The sequence below is a fragment of the Mycobacterium heckeshornense genome (assembly GCF_016592155.1).
Lineage (GTDB): Bacteria > Actinomycetota > Actinomycetes > Mycobacteriales > Mycobacteriaceae > Mycobacterium > Mycobacterium heckeshornense.
This window is the reverse complement of the sequence record NZ_AP024237.1, coordinates 277,377-290,684: the sequence shown is the minus strand read 5'-3', so window position 1 is coordinate 290,684 and position 13,308 is coordinate 277,377. Positions and strand designations below refer to the sequence as shown.

Annotated in this window: 16 protein-coding genes and 1 tRNA gene; 4 read left to right on the top strand and 13 right to left on the bottom strand. The window is 67.4% G+C overall.

The genetic code is table 11. The features are described 5' to 3' along the window. Nucleotides 1-207: 207 nt before the first annotated feature. The 6 genes from MHEC_RS01195 to MHEC_RS01170 form a co-directional block, all read right to left on the bottom strand. Nucleotides 208-1,122 carry a haloalkane dehalogenase gene (locus MHEC_RS01195; RefSeq protein WP_048891502.1) on the bottom strand — a complete coding sequence of 305 codons (915 nt, stop codon included), beginning with the start codon at nucleotides 1,120-1,122 and terminating at the stop codon, nucleotides 208-210. A gap of 30 nt (nucleotides 1,123-1,152) precedes the next feature. Next, nucleotides 1,153-1,638 carry an NUDIX domain-containing protein gene (locus MHEC_RS01190; RefSeq protein WP_048891418.1) on the bottom strand — a complete coding sequence of 162 codons (486 nt, stop codon included), beginning with the start codon at nucleotides 1,636-1,638 and terminating at the stop codon, nucleotides 1,153-1,155. 44 nt (nucleotides 1,639-1,682) lie between these two features. Next, nucleotides 1,683-3,227: a DUF7159 family protein gene (locus MHEC_RS01185; protein ID WP_201399412.1), complete on the bottom strand. Its 1,545-nt coding sequence runs from the start codon at nucleotides 3,225-3,227 to the stop codon at nucleotides 1,683-1,685. A 177-nt stretch (nucleotides 3,228-3,404) separates the two neighbouring features. After that, nucleotides 3,405-3,495 (bottom strand) — tRNA-Ser (locus MHEC_RS01180). A 29-nt stretch (nucleotides 3,496-3,524) separates the two neighbouring features. Further along, nucleotides 3,525-3,983: a nucleoside deaminase gene (locus MHEC_RS01175; RefSeq protein ID WP_048892046.1), complete on the bottom strand. Its 459-nt coding sequence runs from the start codon at nucleotides 3,981-3,983 to the stop codon at nucleotides 3,525-3,527. After that, entirely contained in the window at nucleotides 3,980-4,501 is a 522-nt protein-coding gene (locus tag MHEC_RS01170) for a tRNA adenosine deaminase-associated protein (RefSeq protein WP_048892045.1), read from the bottom strand. The genes MHEC_RS01175 and MHEC_RS01170 overlap by 4 nt, the downstream gene beginning before the upstream one ends. A gap of 125 nt (nucleotides 4,502-4,626) precedes the next feature. Between MHEC_RS01170 and MHEC_RS01165 the strand changes: the two genes are divergently transcribed. Further along, a complete protein-coding gene (locus MHEC_RS01165; RefSeq protein ID WP_235434823.1) occupies nucleotides 4,627-5,571 on the top strand; it encodes a prephenate dehydrogenase in 945 nt (314 codons plus the stop codon). Here the strand turns inward: MHEC_RS01165 and MHEC_RS01160 are convergent. The 5 genes from MHEC_RS01160 to MHEC_RS01140 are packed head-to-tail and all read right to left on the bottom strand — an operon-like array spanning nucleotide 5,534 to nucleotide 9,687. Next, a complete protein-coding gene (locus MHEC_RS01160; RefSeq protein WP_071700215.1) occupies nucleotides 5,534-6,139 on the bottom strand; it encodes a putative glycolipid-binding domain-containing protein in 606 nt (201 codons plus the stop codon). The two genes, MHEC_RS01165 and MHEC_RS01160, sit on opposite strands and share 38 nt — an antisense overlap. 54 nt (nucleotides 6,140-6,193) lie before the next feature. After that, nucleotides 6,194-6,946, bottom strand: coding sequence for an ABC transporter permease (locus MHEC_RS01155; RefSeq protein WP_048892043.1), 753 nt, complete (start codon nucleotides 6,944-6,946; stop codon nucleotides 6,194-6,196). Next, a complete protein-coding gene (locus MHEC_RS01150; RefSeq protein ID WP_048892042.1) occupies nucleotides 6,943-7,629 on the bottom strand; it encodes an ABC transporter permease in 687 nt (228 codons plus the stop codon). Before MHEC_RS01150 ends, MHEC_RS01155 begins: the two co-directional genes overlap by 4 nt. A 2-nt stretch (nucleotides 7,630-7,631) precedes the next feature. Further along, nucleotides 7,632-8,726 carry an ABC transporter ATP-binding protein gene (locus tag MHEC_RS01145; RefSeq protein WP_048892041.1) on the bottom strand — a complete coding sequence of 365 codons (1,095 nt, stop codon included), beginning with the start codon at nucleotides 8,724-8,726 and terminating at the stop codon, nucleotides 7,632-7,634. A 19-nt stretch (nucleotides 8,727-8,745) separates the two neighbouring features. After that, on the bottom strand, nucleotides 8,746-9,687 hold the full coding sequence (locus MHEC_RS01140) for an ABC transporter substrate-binding protein (RefSeq protein ID WP_048892040.1): 942 nt from the start codon (nucleotides 9,685-9,687) through the stop codon (nucleotides 8,746-8,748). A 112-nt stretch (nucleotides 9,688-9,799) separates the two neighbouring features. Here MHEC_RS01140 and MHEC_RS01135 point away from each other — a divergent pair, with 112 nt between their 5' ends. Then, nucleotides 9,800-10,153 carry a LapA family protein gene (locus tag MHEC_RS01135; RefSeq protein ID WP_048892060.1) on the top strand — a complete coding sequence of 118 codons (354 nt, stop codon included), beginning with the start codon at nucleotides 9,800-9,802 and terminating at the stop codon, nucleotides 10,151-10,153. A gap of 3 nt (nucleotides 10,154-10,156) precedes the next feature. Here the strand turns inward: MHEC_RS01135 and MHEC_RS01130 are convergent, their stop codons facing one another. Together MHEC_RS01130 and MHEC_RS01125 are read right to left on the bottom strand one after the other, a co-directional pair. Further along, a complete protein-coding gene (locus MHEC_RS01130) occupies nucleotides 10,157-10,765 on the bottom strand; it encodes a histidine phosphatase family protein (protein WP_048892039.1) in 609 nt (202 codons plus the stop codon). A gap of 250 nt (nucleotides 10,766-11,015) precedes the next feature. Beyond that, nucleotides 11,016-11,699, bottom strand: coding sequence for a class I SAM-dependent methyltransferase (locus MHEC_RS01125; RefSeq protein ID WP_048892038.1), 684 nt, complete (start codon nucleotides 11,697-11,699; stop codon nucleotides 11,016-11,018). A gap of 46 nt (nucleotides 11,700-11,745) precedes the next feature. Here MHEC_RS01125 and MHEC_RS01120 point away from each other — a divergent pair, with 46 nt between their 5' ends. Continuing rightward, on the top strand, nucleotides 11,746-12,201 hold the full coding sequence (locus MHEC_RS01120; RefSeq protein ID WP_053094019.1) for a MarR family winged helix-turn-helix transcriptional regulator: 456 nt from the start codon (nucleotides 11,746-11,748) through the stop codon (nucleotides 12,199-12,201). A 65-nt stretch (nucleotides 12,202-12,266) separates the two neighbouring features. Further along, entirely contained in the window at nucleotides 12,267-13,307 is a 1,041-nt protein-coding gene (locus MHEC_RS01115; protein ID WP_048892036.1) for a phosphotransferase family protein, read from the top strand. Nucleotide 13,308 lies beyond the last annotated feature (1 nt).

Here is a 13,308-nt window from a genome sequence, read left to right as displayed (position 1 = left end):
GCGGTATAGCAGGAGCGGATAGTGGCCGCAGAGTCGACGAAGAGGGAGGCCACGCGGAAACCCGCGCCAGACGGGCGGTCGCGATCGACGGCGGGCGCGCCACCCGCACCTTCGCTGCGATCGTGTGCCCGTCTACCGCTACCGGAACCGGCGCTGGCACAAGCCGGTCCGCCACCACCTGATGCCCGACGGCCCCGCGTCCGTGGCCTAGGCGGGATTGCCGCGGACGAACTCGACGATGTAGTTGGCCAGCTCCTCACCGGCGTCTTCTTGCAGGAAATGCCCGGCGTCGCGCACGACGGGGTGGTCGATGCCCTGCGCGCCGCGCATTTCACGTTTGAAGATCGGCGCCATCGCCCCGGTGATCGGGTCGCCGTCGCTGAACGCGACCAGCATCGGCGTCGGGCTCGCGCACAGCTTCTGCCAGGCCGACCGGTTGGCCGGTGTGGCGGGGTCATCGGGCGACGTCGGGACCAGGCCGGGCATCGCGCGCGGGCCGGCGCAATAGGTGTCGTCGGGAAACGGCGCGTCGTAGGCGGCGCGCACCGCCTCACTCATGGGCCGCCGGCAACCCGATTGCACGAAACCGCCGATGTCCAGCGACGGCCGGTTTTGGATGGCCTCCCGGAACCGCCACCAGATTTCCGGCATCGGCTGGTCGCCGGTCGGCAGCCCGGTGTTGGCGACGACCAGACGGCTGAAGCGTTCGGGATGTTCGGCCGCCAGCCGCAACCCGATCAGCCCGCCCCAATCCTGTCCGACCAGGGTCACCCGGCGCAGGTCCAGCACGTCGAACGCCAACGCCCGCATCCACTCGACGTGGCGCGCATAGGAGTGGTCTTCGCGGCGGGCCGGTTTGTCGGAGCGGCCGAATCCGACCAAGTCCGGACAGACGACGCGATACCCGGCGCTGGCCACGATCGGGATCAGTTTGCGGTACAGGAAGGACCACGACGGTTCGCCGTGCAGCATCAGCACGGGGTCGGCGTCGTCTGGTCCGTCCTGCACCCATGCCACCCGCAGCTGCCCGCCTTCACCGTCTGTGACTTCGGAATACCTTGGGGTATAAGGGAATTCTGGAATTCCTGCGAATCGCTCGTCGGGAGTTCGCAATATCTGCATGGGTGCGAACATACCGCCCGCAAGCGAAGTTCAGTGCTCTTCGTGCAGCCTCGCCAGCGCAGGTTGTGCCATCAACCGGTCGAGGAACGGGCGCTGCCCTTTCAGTAGCCTGGTCCTGGCCTGCGCGACCGGAAACCAGCCGACCCGATCGACTTCCGGAAATTCGCGGAGGGTTCCCGAGCGCGGCGGCCACTCGAGTTGGAAGGTATTGCTGCGGGCATTGGTGATATCCAGGTCACCCGGGACGGCGAACACGGTCACCACTTTGCCGCCGGGTTGCTTTAACGCACCGAGGTCGATCCGCGGACCCGCAGGCGCCTGCAGACCGATTTCCTCGGCGAACTCGCGCTGCGCGACGACCCACGGGTTCTCGCCCTCGGTGTACTCGCCCTTGGGGATCGACCATGCGGCCTCGTCCTTGGTGGCCCAAAACGGGCCGCCCGGGTGGGCGATCAGGACCTCGACCACCCCGTTGTGCACGCGATAGAGCAGCAGACCCGCACTGAGCTTGGCCACCGGCCTCAACCCCTGTTGCGGTCCGCCGAGAGGTGCACCGTGCCTCAGAAGTGCGGAATGCCCGGAATGCCGCCGCCGATCCCCGGGATGCCCGGGCCGCCACCGCCGTGGCCGATACCCGGGATCGGCGGACCCGGAATGTTCGGCCCCGGGATTCCGGGTCCAGGAATCCCTGGACCGGGCAGTTTCGGCCCCGGAATGTTCGGGCCCGGTATTGGATTGGCGGGCGCGGGCACTCGCGGCGGCGCGACCGGGACAGCGGGCGGCGGCGCGACCGGGACAGCGGGCGGCGCGACCGGGACAGCGGGCGGCGGCGCGACCGGCGGAGGTGCCGGAACCGCGGGGGCTGGCGCTGGGGCTGGGCCTGCCGGGGCGGGGGCTGGAGCCGGAGCCGGGGCGGCCGGGGCGGGGGCTGGAGCCGCCGGGGCAGGCGCCGACGGCGCGGGTGCTTGCGGCGGCGACGGGGCTTGCTTGGTCGGCACGACCATGCGTTGGCCGAGGTTAGGCCGGTCGTTGACCTTAGGACGGATGTTCAGCGCCAGCGCAATGGCCAACGCCGCAACGCCGACGACAAAGATCGTCAATGCGCTCATGGCCACCAAGAACGGCTTGCGTGCCGGTCGCTGGTCGCCGACGTCGGCGTCGAACGCGCCACCGGCCACCAGCTCGGCGCCTTCCGCGCTCGCAACGGCGGTGTAGGCGTTGGCGGTGCTGTCGGGATCGGCGCTGTAGGCCAGGGCTTGGGTCATGTCGCCGTCGTCGTGATCGGCCGCGCCCTGCGCGAAGCCCGCGTATCCGGGCGCAGCCATCACGGCCTCAGCCGGTGCCGCCGCGCCCGGCTCGACAACCCCGGTGCCGGGAACTTGTGCGTAAGCCTGTGCGACGGTGGATGATTCGAACAACGGCGCATGCGCCGAGGCCAGCGCCGCGCCACGAGCCAGCGCCATGTCCGGTTCGTCGGGCGCGTTCACCACAAGGGTGGTCGCCGCCTCCAACTGCGGTTTGATCATGGCGACGTCGACATCGGAGCCGACAACGAACAGGCCCTGCGGGCGCGATTCCAACGCCTCTGCAGCGGCGGCCATCTCGCTCAGCTGTCGTACGGCTTCGGCGTCGTCGGCCGACAATGGCCGTTTCTGCATCTCGGTGATAGAGCCGTCGGCGGTGTCGACAACCGCCAGCGTCGCGGTATCCGGTTCGACGAAAAGCAGCGCGGTCTGGTTGTACCCAACCGCGTTCCCGACCGATTGGGTCAGCGCGGCCGCGGACAGAAACGCCGAGACCAGCATCACGTTTTCCATCTTGTGGGCGGCCAGCAGGTCACGTAGCGCCGCCGCCTCTGCGGGGTCAGTCCACGTCACCCCGGTGGAGGTCAGTTGGTGGCCGCCCTGCGTCGCACTTTCCCGGGTGCCCAGAATCGCCGACACCACCTGATTTGGCGCCGTCAAGGTTGCCAGATCTTGATTGTCTCCGTCAGTGCTGACCGGGATGCTGTCTTCCTCAACGGTGGCGCCGTCGGCGTTTTCGCCTTCGACCAGCACCATGCGGACTGTTTCGGGTGCCATCGACACGCCCAGTACGATGTCCACCGCTCCTCCGAAAAGTTTGCTGGCTCCCCCACGCGGATATCCGCCAAGGATACCCTGTCCGGCGACGACCATAAACTTCGTCAGCTCGGGATGGCGCCGACCTCATTCCGGCGATTAGCTGACGTTGGGGTGCCACGAAACGCGTCGCGGGGGCCCGGCATGCTTAGCCGAAAATGTTGGCGGTGGCGGAGGGATTTGAACCCTCGGACGGGGATTACCCGTCACACGCTTTCGAGGCGTGCTCCTTAGGCCGCTCGGACACACCACCGCCGAGCAGCTTACCCAACCCGGCGCCGATCACCGCAATCGCTGGCGGGTGAAGAAGTCCTCCAGCAGCGCGGCGCATTCGTCGGCCAGCACGCCGCCGCGCACCGCCGGGCGGTGGTTAAGCCGCCGATCCCGCACCACGTCCCACAGCGAGCCGACCGCTCCCGTTTTCGGTTCCCACGCCCCGAACACCAGCCGGGCCACCCGCGCCATCACGGCGGCACCCGCGCACATCGTGCAGGGCTCGACGGTGACCGCGAGCGTGGTGCCCTCCAGCCGCCAACCGCGGCCGAGCACGGTGGCCGCGGCCCGCATCGCCAGAATCTCGGCGTGCGCGGTCGGATCGCCGAGGGCTTCGCGGGCGTTGACCGCCCGAGCCAGCTCCGTTCCGTCGGGACCGACGATCACCGCGCCGACCGGCACGTCACCCGGACCGGCGGTGGCGGCGACCGTGAGCGCGGAACGAATCAAATCCTCGTCGCTGGTCACCGACCCAGGCGCTCGAGCACCGCTGACAACTCCTCGGCGAAACCCATCTCCTCGGCGATGCGGGCCAACTGCTCATCGGCGTACAGGTCGGTTTCGTCGAGGATGACGCCCAGCACGGCCTCGGGGAGACCGACGTCGGACAGCACGCCGAGGTCGCCCTCCTCGAACGGTTCGGCGTCCTCGAGATCTTCCGGGTCGATCTCGGCATCGAGGTTTTCCAGCACCTCGGCGGCGATGTCGTAGTCCAGCGCCGCGGTCGCGTCCGACAAGAACAGCCGGGTGCCCGACGGTGCCGGGCGCACGATGACGAAAAATTCGTCGTCTACGTCAATCAGCCCGAAAACAGCTCCGGCGCTGCGTAGTTCGCGCAACTCGGTCTCAGCGGCAGCCAAACTGGTCAAGACCTTGGGACGCATGGGAGAACAACGCCATTTGCCGTCCTCGCGAACGACGGCAACGCCGAAGCCGTCCGGCGTGTCCGCGGAGGGGCCCTGCGCGGAGGCCCGTTGTGCTCCCATGGCCGCATACGCTAGTCGCTCTGCAGGCCGCTTGACCAGCCAATGCCAGCACATCTGAGAGCCTGAACCGGCGTCGAACCGCCAGGCCAAAAATGTGCCAACCTGGAACTGTGGCGAAGACACCGGTGTGCGTGCTGGGGCTGGGATTGATCGGTGGCTCGCTGATGCGGGCGGCCACGGCGGCTGGATACGAGGTCTTCGGCTACAACCGCTCGGTGGAGGGTGTGCAGGCGGCGCGATGCGACGGCTTCGACGCCACCACCGACATCACCGAAGCGCTGAAGCGGGCCGCGGACGTCGACGCGCTGATCGTGCTCGCCGTTCCGATGCCGGCCTTGCCGAGCATGCTCGCGCACATCTCTGAATCGGCGCCCCTTTGTCCGCTGACCGACGTCACCAGCGTCAAAAGTGCGGTCCTCGAAGAGGTCACCGCGGCCGGGCTGCAGGCCCGCTTCGTTGGCGGGCACCCGATGACGGGCACCGCGCATTCCGGGTGGTCGGCCGGCCACGGGCGGTTGTTCACCGGCGCTCCCTGGGTGATCGCCGTGGACGACCACGTGGACCCGGTGGTGTGGTCGATGGTGATGAACTTGGCGCTCGACTGCGGCTCGGTCGTGGTACCCGCGCGATCCGATGAGCACGACGCCGCCGCGGCCGCCATCTCGCACCTGCCGCACCTGCTCGCCGAGGCACTCGCCGTCACCGCCGGCGAGGTTCCGCTCGCCTTCGCCCTGGCCGCTGGCTCCTTCCGCGACGGCACCCGCGTCGCGGCCAGCGCACCGGATCTGGTGCGGGCGATGTGCGAGGCCAACTCCGAGCACTTGCTGCCGGCCCTGGACCGTGTCCTCGAACTGCTCACCCGGGCCCGCGATGCCCTGGCCGCCAACCATTCGGTGGCCGAGCTTGTCGACGCCGGCCACGCCGCGCGCACCCGCTACGACAGCTTCCCGCGGCCGGAAATCGTGACCGTCGTCATCGGCGCGGAGAACTGGCGCGAGGAATTGGCCGCGTTGGGTCGAGCCGGCGGGGTAATCAGATCCGCTCTGCCAAGCCTGGGTAATCGACGATGAACCCGTCGGCGTCGACCGTGATGGTGGTCTCGGCGACCGGCGAGCGCAACTTGATGCCCTCGGTGTTTCCGCGGCCGGAGCTGGCGTAGCTGACGGTAGCCGAGTCGACTGACATCTCCGGCAATCTCACATAAACCATCGGCACGGTGATGGATTCGGCATGCTCATGCAGCCCGCACCGGCGAATCGGCAACGCGTTGAAGAACGGGCTGAACACCACGTCGACGTCAAGAGCGCCGTCGTAGGCCGCGCGTGATTCGCCGCGGTGATCGGTTACCAGCCACATGTTCTCCTCGTCGCGGGCAATGGAGAGCTGACGTTCCCGCTCCGCCAGCGTCACCGTCAGCCCGAGCCGCTTGGTGGCGCCCGTCTCGTCGGTCTGCAAGTCGTAGTAGGCGCCGAACGCCGGGTTCGATGCCGTTGCGGCCGCGACAATCCGCCCATTGGCCTTAATCCGCTTGCCGGACAACTGGATCCGCACCGACTCCATGCGCGAGGCGTCGTGCGCCCGCCAGGTCAGTATCGCCGGCCAAGGGCTTTTCGTGGTGTCCGACGGGGCTGGGTTCACGCGTATACGGTAAGCGACCGGTCTTCTCGGTCGTAGCCCGGTGGCGGGCTTGGCTCATCCGGTCTCGGGCACCGGCTCATGCCCGCGGCTCATTGCGTCACCGACCGCGACCTGCGGGGCGCGCCGGCCGTTGACTGGGGGCCTGCTGAGCCGGCCGGTACCAGGCACCGACAGCCACACCGCAAATGCCAGCGCCGCATCGAGAATCAGCGCCAGCGCGGCCACCATCACCGCACCAACCACCGCGATGTGAAACTGCCGTACTTTGATCCCGTCGATCAGGTACCGGCCCAGCCCGCCCAGACTGGCGTAGGCGGCCACCGTCGCCGTGGCAACCACCTGAAGCGTCGCGGTGCGTAGGCCTCCGATAATGAGCGGCAGCGCGTTGGGCACCTCCACACGCAATAACACCTGGGTTTCGGTCATCCCCATCGCGCGAGCGGCATCGACCACCGTGCGGTCGACGTTGGCGACACCGGCGTAACTGCCGGCCAGCAGGGGCGGGATTCCCAGAAGCATCAATGCAACGATCGGCGGCACCAGGCCCAGCCCCCACGACAACACGCCCAGCAGCAACACCCCGAGTGTCGGCAGGGCGCGCAGCCCATTGACGATGCCCACCACGACAATCGTGCCGCGACCGGTGTGTCCGATGACCAGCCCGGCGGGGATCGCGATCGCCGCCGAAACCGCCACTGCCGCAGCGGTGTACTCCAGGTGCTCGAGTGTGCGGGCGGCCAACCCGACCGGCCCGAGCCAGTTGTCCAACGTCAAGAGGTATGCCAACGCCTGGGTTAGGTACGTCATCGCGCACCCCCGACGATCGGTGCCCGGATCTGGCGTCGACCGCCCCGGCGCGACACACGCTCCCACGGCGTGGCCAACCGGCCGGCGAGCATGATCAGCATGTCGAGCGCCACCGCCAGCGCGAAGATGGCGATGATGCCCGCGACGATCTGGTCGCTCTTGTTGGCCTGATACCCCTCGGTGAACCAGGTGCCGAGCCCGCCGATGCCGATGACGGCGCCGACTGAAACCATCGAGATGTTGGTCACCACGACGACACGCAGCCCAGACACCAGCACCGGGATCGCCAGCGGCAGTTCGACTTTCAACATCCGGCGGATCGCATTGTGCCCGACCGCGGTGGCGGCGTCGCGTAGCTGTGCCGGCACCGCATCGAGCGCTTCGAGCACGGCACGTACCAAAAGCGCGGTGGCGTACAGGGTCAGCGCGACAACGACATTGGCCTCGTCAAGGATGCGGGTCGGGATGATCAGCGGCAACACCACGAACAGGGCCAGCGACGGGATGGTGAATACGATGCTGGCGGTGACCGTTGTGAGCCGTCGCAGCACCGTGGTCCGCCGCACCAGCACGCCCAGCGGCAACGCGATCGCCAACCCGAGCAGCACCGGGGTCAGCGACAGCCGCAGGTGGATCACGGTCAGCGTCCAGGCGGTGCTGAGGTGGGTCATCAAATAGTGCACGGTTAACCCCGCCGCCGGGATTCCACCACCGCCAGCACGTCGGCGGCCAGCACCCCCCCGATCGCCTTGCCGGCATCGTCGACGGCCACACCGATCGCCGACGGCGAGGACAACGCCGCGTCCAGCGCCTGGCTCAGGTTCCCGTGTGGCCGAAACAGGGAACCGACGGGGGTGATGCTGTCGGACAACGACGCACCGCCCCGGTGGCGCTGCACGCCGTCGGCATCGATCCAGCCCACCGGTGCTCCACGACGGTCGATGACCAGCGCCCAGCCGTCGCGCAGCCGGGCTTCGGCGACGTCGGACTCGCCGATCCGCGGGATGTCATGCAGCGGCAGCCCGGTCGAGTCGACAAACTGCAGCCAGCGATAGCCGCGGCCCAGCCCGACGAATCGCGACACGAAATCGTTGGCCGGACGCGATAATACGTGAGCTGGTTCGTCGTACTGCTGCAGCGAGCCGCCGGGCCCGAACACCGCCACCAAATCCGCCAGCCTGACCGCCTCGTCGATGTCATGTGTGACGAACACGATGGTCTTGTGCAATTCGCTTTGCAAGCGCAATATTTCGCGCTGCAGCTCCCGGCGAACCACCGGGTCGACAGCCGAAAACGGCTCGTCCATCAACAAAATCGGTGGATCGGCGGCCAACGCCCGGGCCACTCCGACGCGCTGTTGCTCACCGCCGGAGAGCTGCGCCGGATAGCGGGTGGCCAGCTTGGTATCCAGGCCGACCTGTTCAAGCGCCTGGTAAGCGGCGTGGCGCGCGGCCCGGCGGGACTGGCCTTTGAGTATCGGGACGGTCGCCACGTTGTCGATCACCCGCTGATGCGGCATCAGCCCCCCATTTTGGATGACGTAGCCGATACCTAGCCGCAGCTTCACCGGATCGAGGGTGGACACGTCCGCGCCGTCGACCGTCACGGTACCCGAGGTCGGGTCGATCATCCGGTTGATCATCCGCATCGACGTGGTCTTGCCGCAGCCCGACGGCCCGACGAAGACCGTCAGCGCGCCGCGCGGAACTTCCAGGGTCAGGTTGTCGACGGCCACGGTGGCCTCGCCATACACCTTGGTGACCTTGTCGAAACTGATCAAGTCGAGCCCAATCCCGGTGTCATTGCCTGATCGGATGGTCGAAGCCGTTGTCTCGCACCCAATTCCGTGCTGCCTCGTCAGGATCGACCCCGGAATTGCCCGACACCGAGGCGTTGAGGCCGGCCAGTCCGACGGTGGTCAGCTTGGCTGACACCGCGTCGAGCACGTCTTTGAGGTGATCCGACTTTTTTTGCGAATTGACAAGCGGCACAATATTTCCTGCCAGGAAGTTATGCTCCGGGTCCTCAAGCACCACCAGGTGGTTCTGCGGGATGGCCGGTGACGTGCTGAAGATGTTGGCGGCGGTAACGGTGCCGTCCACCAGCGCCCGCACCGTCACCGGCCCGCCGCCGTCGCTGATCGCGACGAAGTTGGCCGGGCTGATATCAAGCCCGTACTTCTGCCGCAGCCCGGGCAACCCGGCCGGTCGCGTCTGGAACGCCGACGGGGCGGCGAGCTTGACCTCCGCTGAATGCGGCGCCAGGTCGGCGATGGTTTTCAGGTTCCACATCGCGGCCGTGGCCGCGGTGACGGTGACCGTGTCGGTGTCTGAGGCCGGTGAGGGTGTCAGGATCGACAAATCGCCGGGCAGCCGCTTGTACAGCTCCAATTCGACAGCGTCCAGCATGGTGACCGTCGAGTCCGGTTGAAAGTACAGCAGCAGGTTGCCGATGTACTCGGGCACCAAGTCGATGGAATGGTCTTTCAGCGCCGGAATGTAGGTCTCGCGGCTGCCGATCCCCAGTCGGCGTCCGACATCGAAACCGTTGGCTTGCAAGGCTTGTGCATAGACTTCGGCGACGATCTTCGATTCCAGGAAGTCGGCGGAGCCCACCACGATCGATTTCATGCTGCCCGACACCGCCCCGAGCGGGTTGGGGTTGCCGCAGGCCGCCACCAGCCATGTCGCCACGGCAAATACCGCCGTCGCGCTCCGCGCGCGCCGCCGCAGCATCGTCATATCTGCCGACATTAGCCGCAGAAACTCTGCGACCGCGCTGCGACTTACGGTGCGGCCGGGTTTCCGGCGCGTTTGGTTTCATTCTGTGCGGGAACGGGCAAAGATGAACACCATGAGCAGCGATCGACCCGCACCACCCGAACAGCCCCACCAAAAGACACCGCCATCCGGCCAGGTGCCCGCCGCACCGTCGGCCCCGGAGTCGGTCAGGTTCACCCGGGCCGCCGCGGTGTGGACGGCGTTGACGGTCGGCATGCTGATTTTGATCGTGCTGCTGATCTTCATCGCACAGAACACCACGTCCGCGCAGTTCGCGTTTCTCGGTTGGCGGTGGACGTTGCCGCTGGGGGTGGCGATCCTCTTGGCGGCGGTGTGCGGCGGGCTGATCACCGTGCTGGCCGGCACCGCGCGCATCTATCAGCTGCGCCGGGCGGCACGCAAGGACGTCATGGCCCGCCGCCGGTAGCGGTCATCGTCGCTTGTTGCGGGGCAGCAGGTCCCATACGTGGGCGGTGCAGTTGACCGTCACCACGGTGGCCCGCCCGGACCGGGAGAACAGCAGCCGGGTCACCGACGCATAGTCGATCGGAAACGACAGCAGCCGCCGGGTGCCCAAAATCTCGTGCAACACCACGTTGATGACCCCGCCGTGGCTGAACACGGCCACGGTGTCGTCGTGCTCGGCGGCGGTGACCACGTCGTCGACAGCGGCGCCGACCCGGGTGCGGAAAGCGTGTTCGTCGACCGAACTGGGCAGGTGCCCGTCGGCCATGCGCGCCCATTGCTGGGGATTCTCGTCGCGGATGTGCTCGATCGGGATGTACACCGGCAGGTCGCGGTCGTATTCGGCGAAGCGGTCGTCGACGTCGACCGCTAGCTTGCGGGCCGCCGCCACCGGTTCTGCGGTCTGGATGGCGCGCCGCTGCGGACTACTGACCACTCGGCAGATCGGATAGTTCGCCAGCGCGTCGGGCAGTCGGGCGGCCTGGGCCAGCCCCTCGGCGGAGAGCTCCGGATCCGACCCTTCACCTTGTGCGCTCCGACGCGGCAAGGCATGCCGGACCAAAAGCAGTTGCATCGTCTTCCTGTCGTCGTGCAGCAGGCCGACCTCCTCCGGCCGCCTGCAGTGCCGGGAGGCCGATACGGTGGCCGCCGAGACGGGCCTGCGCGAGGCGCCACGCCAAGATTAATGCCAACGATAGCGACCTGGATTTTCCTCCGGCACAGTTCTTCGAGGCGTCGAACACGACAACGACGGCCACGTGCTACGTCCCGGATTGCTGCGCGGCACCCACAATCTCAAACGCTGAAGATGGGCCGCGCGCCCGTCAGCCCAGGTGCGCCGATAGCAGCCAGGCCGCAACGGATTTCCGGCCGTCGGGTGCGTCTTCGATCTTCATGCGCGGCGCACCCGGTATCTCGGTGTAGCCTTCGGGCCAATTGGCATAGATGCGGGCCGGCTTGATCTCGTCGATGACCCAGTATTTCGAGACCACCTGGCGCAGTTCGTCTTCGGTGACCGCAAACGGTGGGCCCTCCGGGACCGCGGCCTTGTCGAAGACCAGCACGAAATACGACGCGCCCGGTTCGGCGGCACGCACGATCGATTGCTGGTATCCCTCCCTGGCCTCGACCGGGATGGAATGAAACAGGGTGCTGTCGACAATGGTGCCGAACCGTCCGTCGTACCCGGTGAACGAGCTGATGTCGGCGACTTCGAAACTGGCGTTGGTCAGGCCGCGCCTCTCCGCCTCGCGGCGGGCCAAGTCGATGGCGGTCGGTGACGAGTCCAACCCAACCGTGGTGTAGCCGCGTTCGGCGAGATAGAGCGAGATGGCGGCTTCGCCACAGCCCGCATCCAGCACCTCACCGTGAAACTTGCCCTGCTCGATCAGCGCGGCCAGCTCAGGTTGGGGCTCGCCGATGCTCCACGGTGGGCGCACTCCTTGGCCCAGGCGTGCGGATTCCCCGCGGTAAACGTCATCGAATTCGAAATCTACCGGTTGAGTCATGGCATCCTGTCTATCAATCTACTTGATATATGTCAAGATATTTGATATGATGGACCACGAAGATCAGCCGCTGGGCTACCTGCTCTATCGCGTGATGTCGGCACTGCGACCCCAGGTGACGGCGGAGCTGGGGCCACTCGGGCTCGGGTTACCGGAATTCGTGTGCCTGCGAATCCTGTCGATGTTTCCCGGCCAATCCAGCGCCGAGCTCGCCCGCGCCACGAACGTGTCACCGCAAGCGATGAACCTGGTGCTGCGCGGACTGCAGGACATGGGCGCGGTGACCCGGCCGGCCACCGTATCGTCGGGCCGCGCGCTGCCGGCCCGGCTGACCAGCCAAGGCAGGGCGCTGTTGAAGCGCGCCGAGGCGGCCGTGCGGGTTGCCGACGAGCGGTTGTTGGCTCAACTCGCGCCCACCGAACGCCGCGAGTTCAAACGGCTACTGCACGCGGTGGGTTCGCCGCCGCTCGCCGGCACCGCCCAGGCTGCGGGCCCGGGTTAGCAGACCGTCGTCGACTCCGGCGCAGCGGAGAATGCTATTCTCTGCCAAGAGAGTGAGGTGTTACCGTGGCCGGGAGCGAACCCCAACTGGACGCGGGTGTCTTGGGCCGCTGGCTCGACGAGCACGGCGCCGCCGGCCCTGGCGAAGAGCCGATACTGGAGCAACTGGGCGGCGGCTCGCAAAACACCCTGTACCTGATCCGGCGCGGCGGGCAGCGCATGGTGTTGCGGATGCCTGGCGCCCGCGCCGACAAGGCCCGCATCGACGGGCTGCGCCGTGAGATCAAGCTGGTGCGGGCACTGTCCGGCACCGACGTGCCCCATGCCGGGCTGATCGCCGCCGACGATGCCGGAGATCTGCTCGGCCTGCCCTTCTACGTCATGGAGGCGATCGACGGGTGGAGCCCGATGCAAAACGGCTGGCCGGCACCCTTCGACACCGACCTGGCAGCACGACGCGGGCTGGCTTTCGAACTTGTCGGCGGCGCGGCCAAGCTGGGCAGGGTGGACTGGCGGGCAAGGGGTTTGGAGGGCTTCGGCCGGCCCGAGGGTTTCCACGAACGGCAGGTCGATCGCTGGCTGGCATTCCTGGACACCTATCGGGTACGCGAGCTTCCCGGCCTCGACGTGGCCGCCGACTGGCTGCGCCGCAACCGGCCCGGCCACTACGTCCCCGGCATCATGCACGGCGACTACCAGTTCGCCAACGTGATGTTTGCGCACGGCGCGCCGGCCAAGCTGGCGGCGATCGTGGACTGGGAGATGACCACCGTCGGCGACCCCCTGCTGGACTTGGCATGGTGTCTGCTGGGCTACGACGGCGAACACCCACGCACCGACGGCTTCTATCTCGACCTGACCGGCATGCCGAGCCGCAGCGAATTGCTCGAGCACTACGAGACGATCAGCGGGCTATCCACCGACAACATCGACTACTACCTGGTGTTGGCCAACTGGAAGCTCGGCATCGTGCTGGAGAAGACCTACGCCGCCGGGGTGAAAACCGGCAAAGTCGATCCCAAAATCACCGAAGCTTTCGGGCCGATGATCCTGCAGTTGATCGCGACGGCCGCCGAACTGGCCCGCTCGCTGCCGACGAAAGGCTGAA

Bases quoted from the DNA above. Each gene is read 5' to 3' on its own strand.
- MHEC_RS01120 (WP_053094019.1), top strand. From the start codon at position 11,746: ATGATGGACCACGAAGATCAGCCGCTGGGCTACCTGCTCTATCGCGTG.
- MHEC_RS01195 (WP_048891502.1), bottom strand. From the start codon at position 1,122: ATGCAGATATTGCGAACTCCCGACGAGCGATTCGCAGGAATTCCAGAA.
- MHEC_RS01155 (WP_048892043.1), bottom strand. From the start codon at position 6,946: ATGACGTACCTAACCCAGGCGTTGGCATACCTCTTGACGTTGGACAAC.
- MHEC_RS01135 (WP_048892060.1), top strand. From the start codon at position 9,800: ATGAGCAGCGATCGACCCGCACCACCCGAACAGCCCCACCAAAAGACA.
- MHEC_RS01125 (WP_048892038.1), bottom strand. From the start codon at position 11,699: ATGACTCAACCGGTAGATTTCGAATTCGATGACGTTTACCGCGGGGAA.
- MHEC_RS01130 (WP_048892039.1), bottom strand. From the start codon at position 10,765: ATGCAACTGCTTTTGGTCCGGCATGCCTTGCCGCGTCGGAGCGCACAA.
- MHEC_RS01140 (WP_048892040.1), bottom strand. From the start codon at position 9,687: ATGACGATGCTGCGGCGGCGCGCGCGGAGCGCGACGGCGGTATTTGCC.
- MHEC_RS01170 (WP_048892045.1), bottom strand. From the start codon at position 4,501: ATGGGAGCACAACGGGCCTCCGCGCAGGGCCCCTCCGCGGACACGCCG.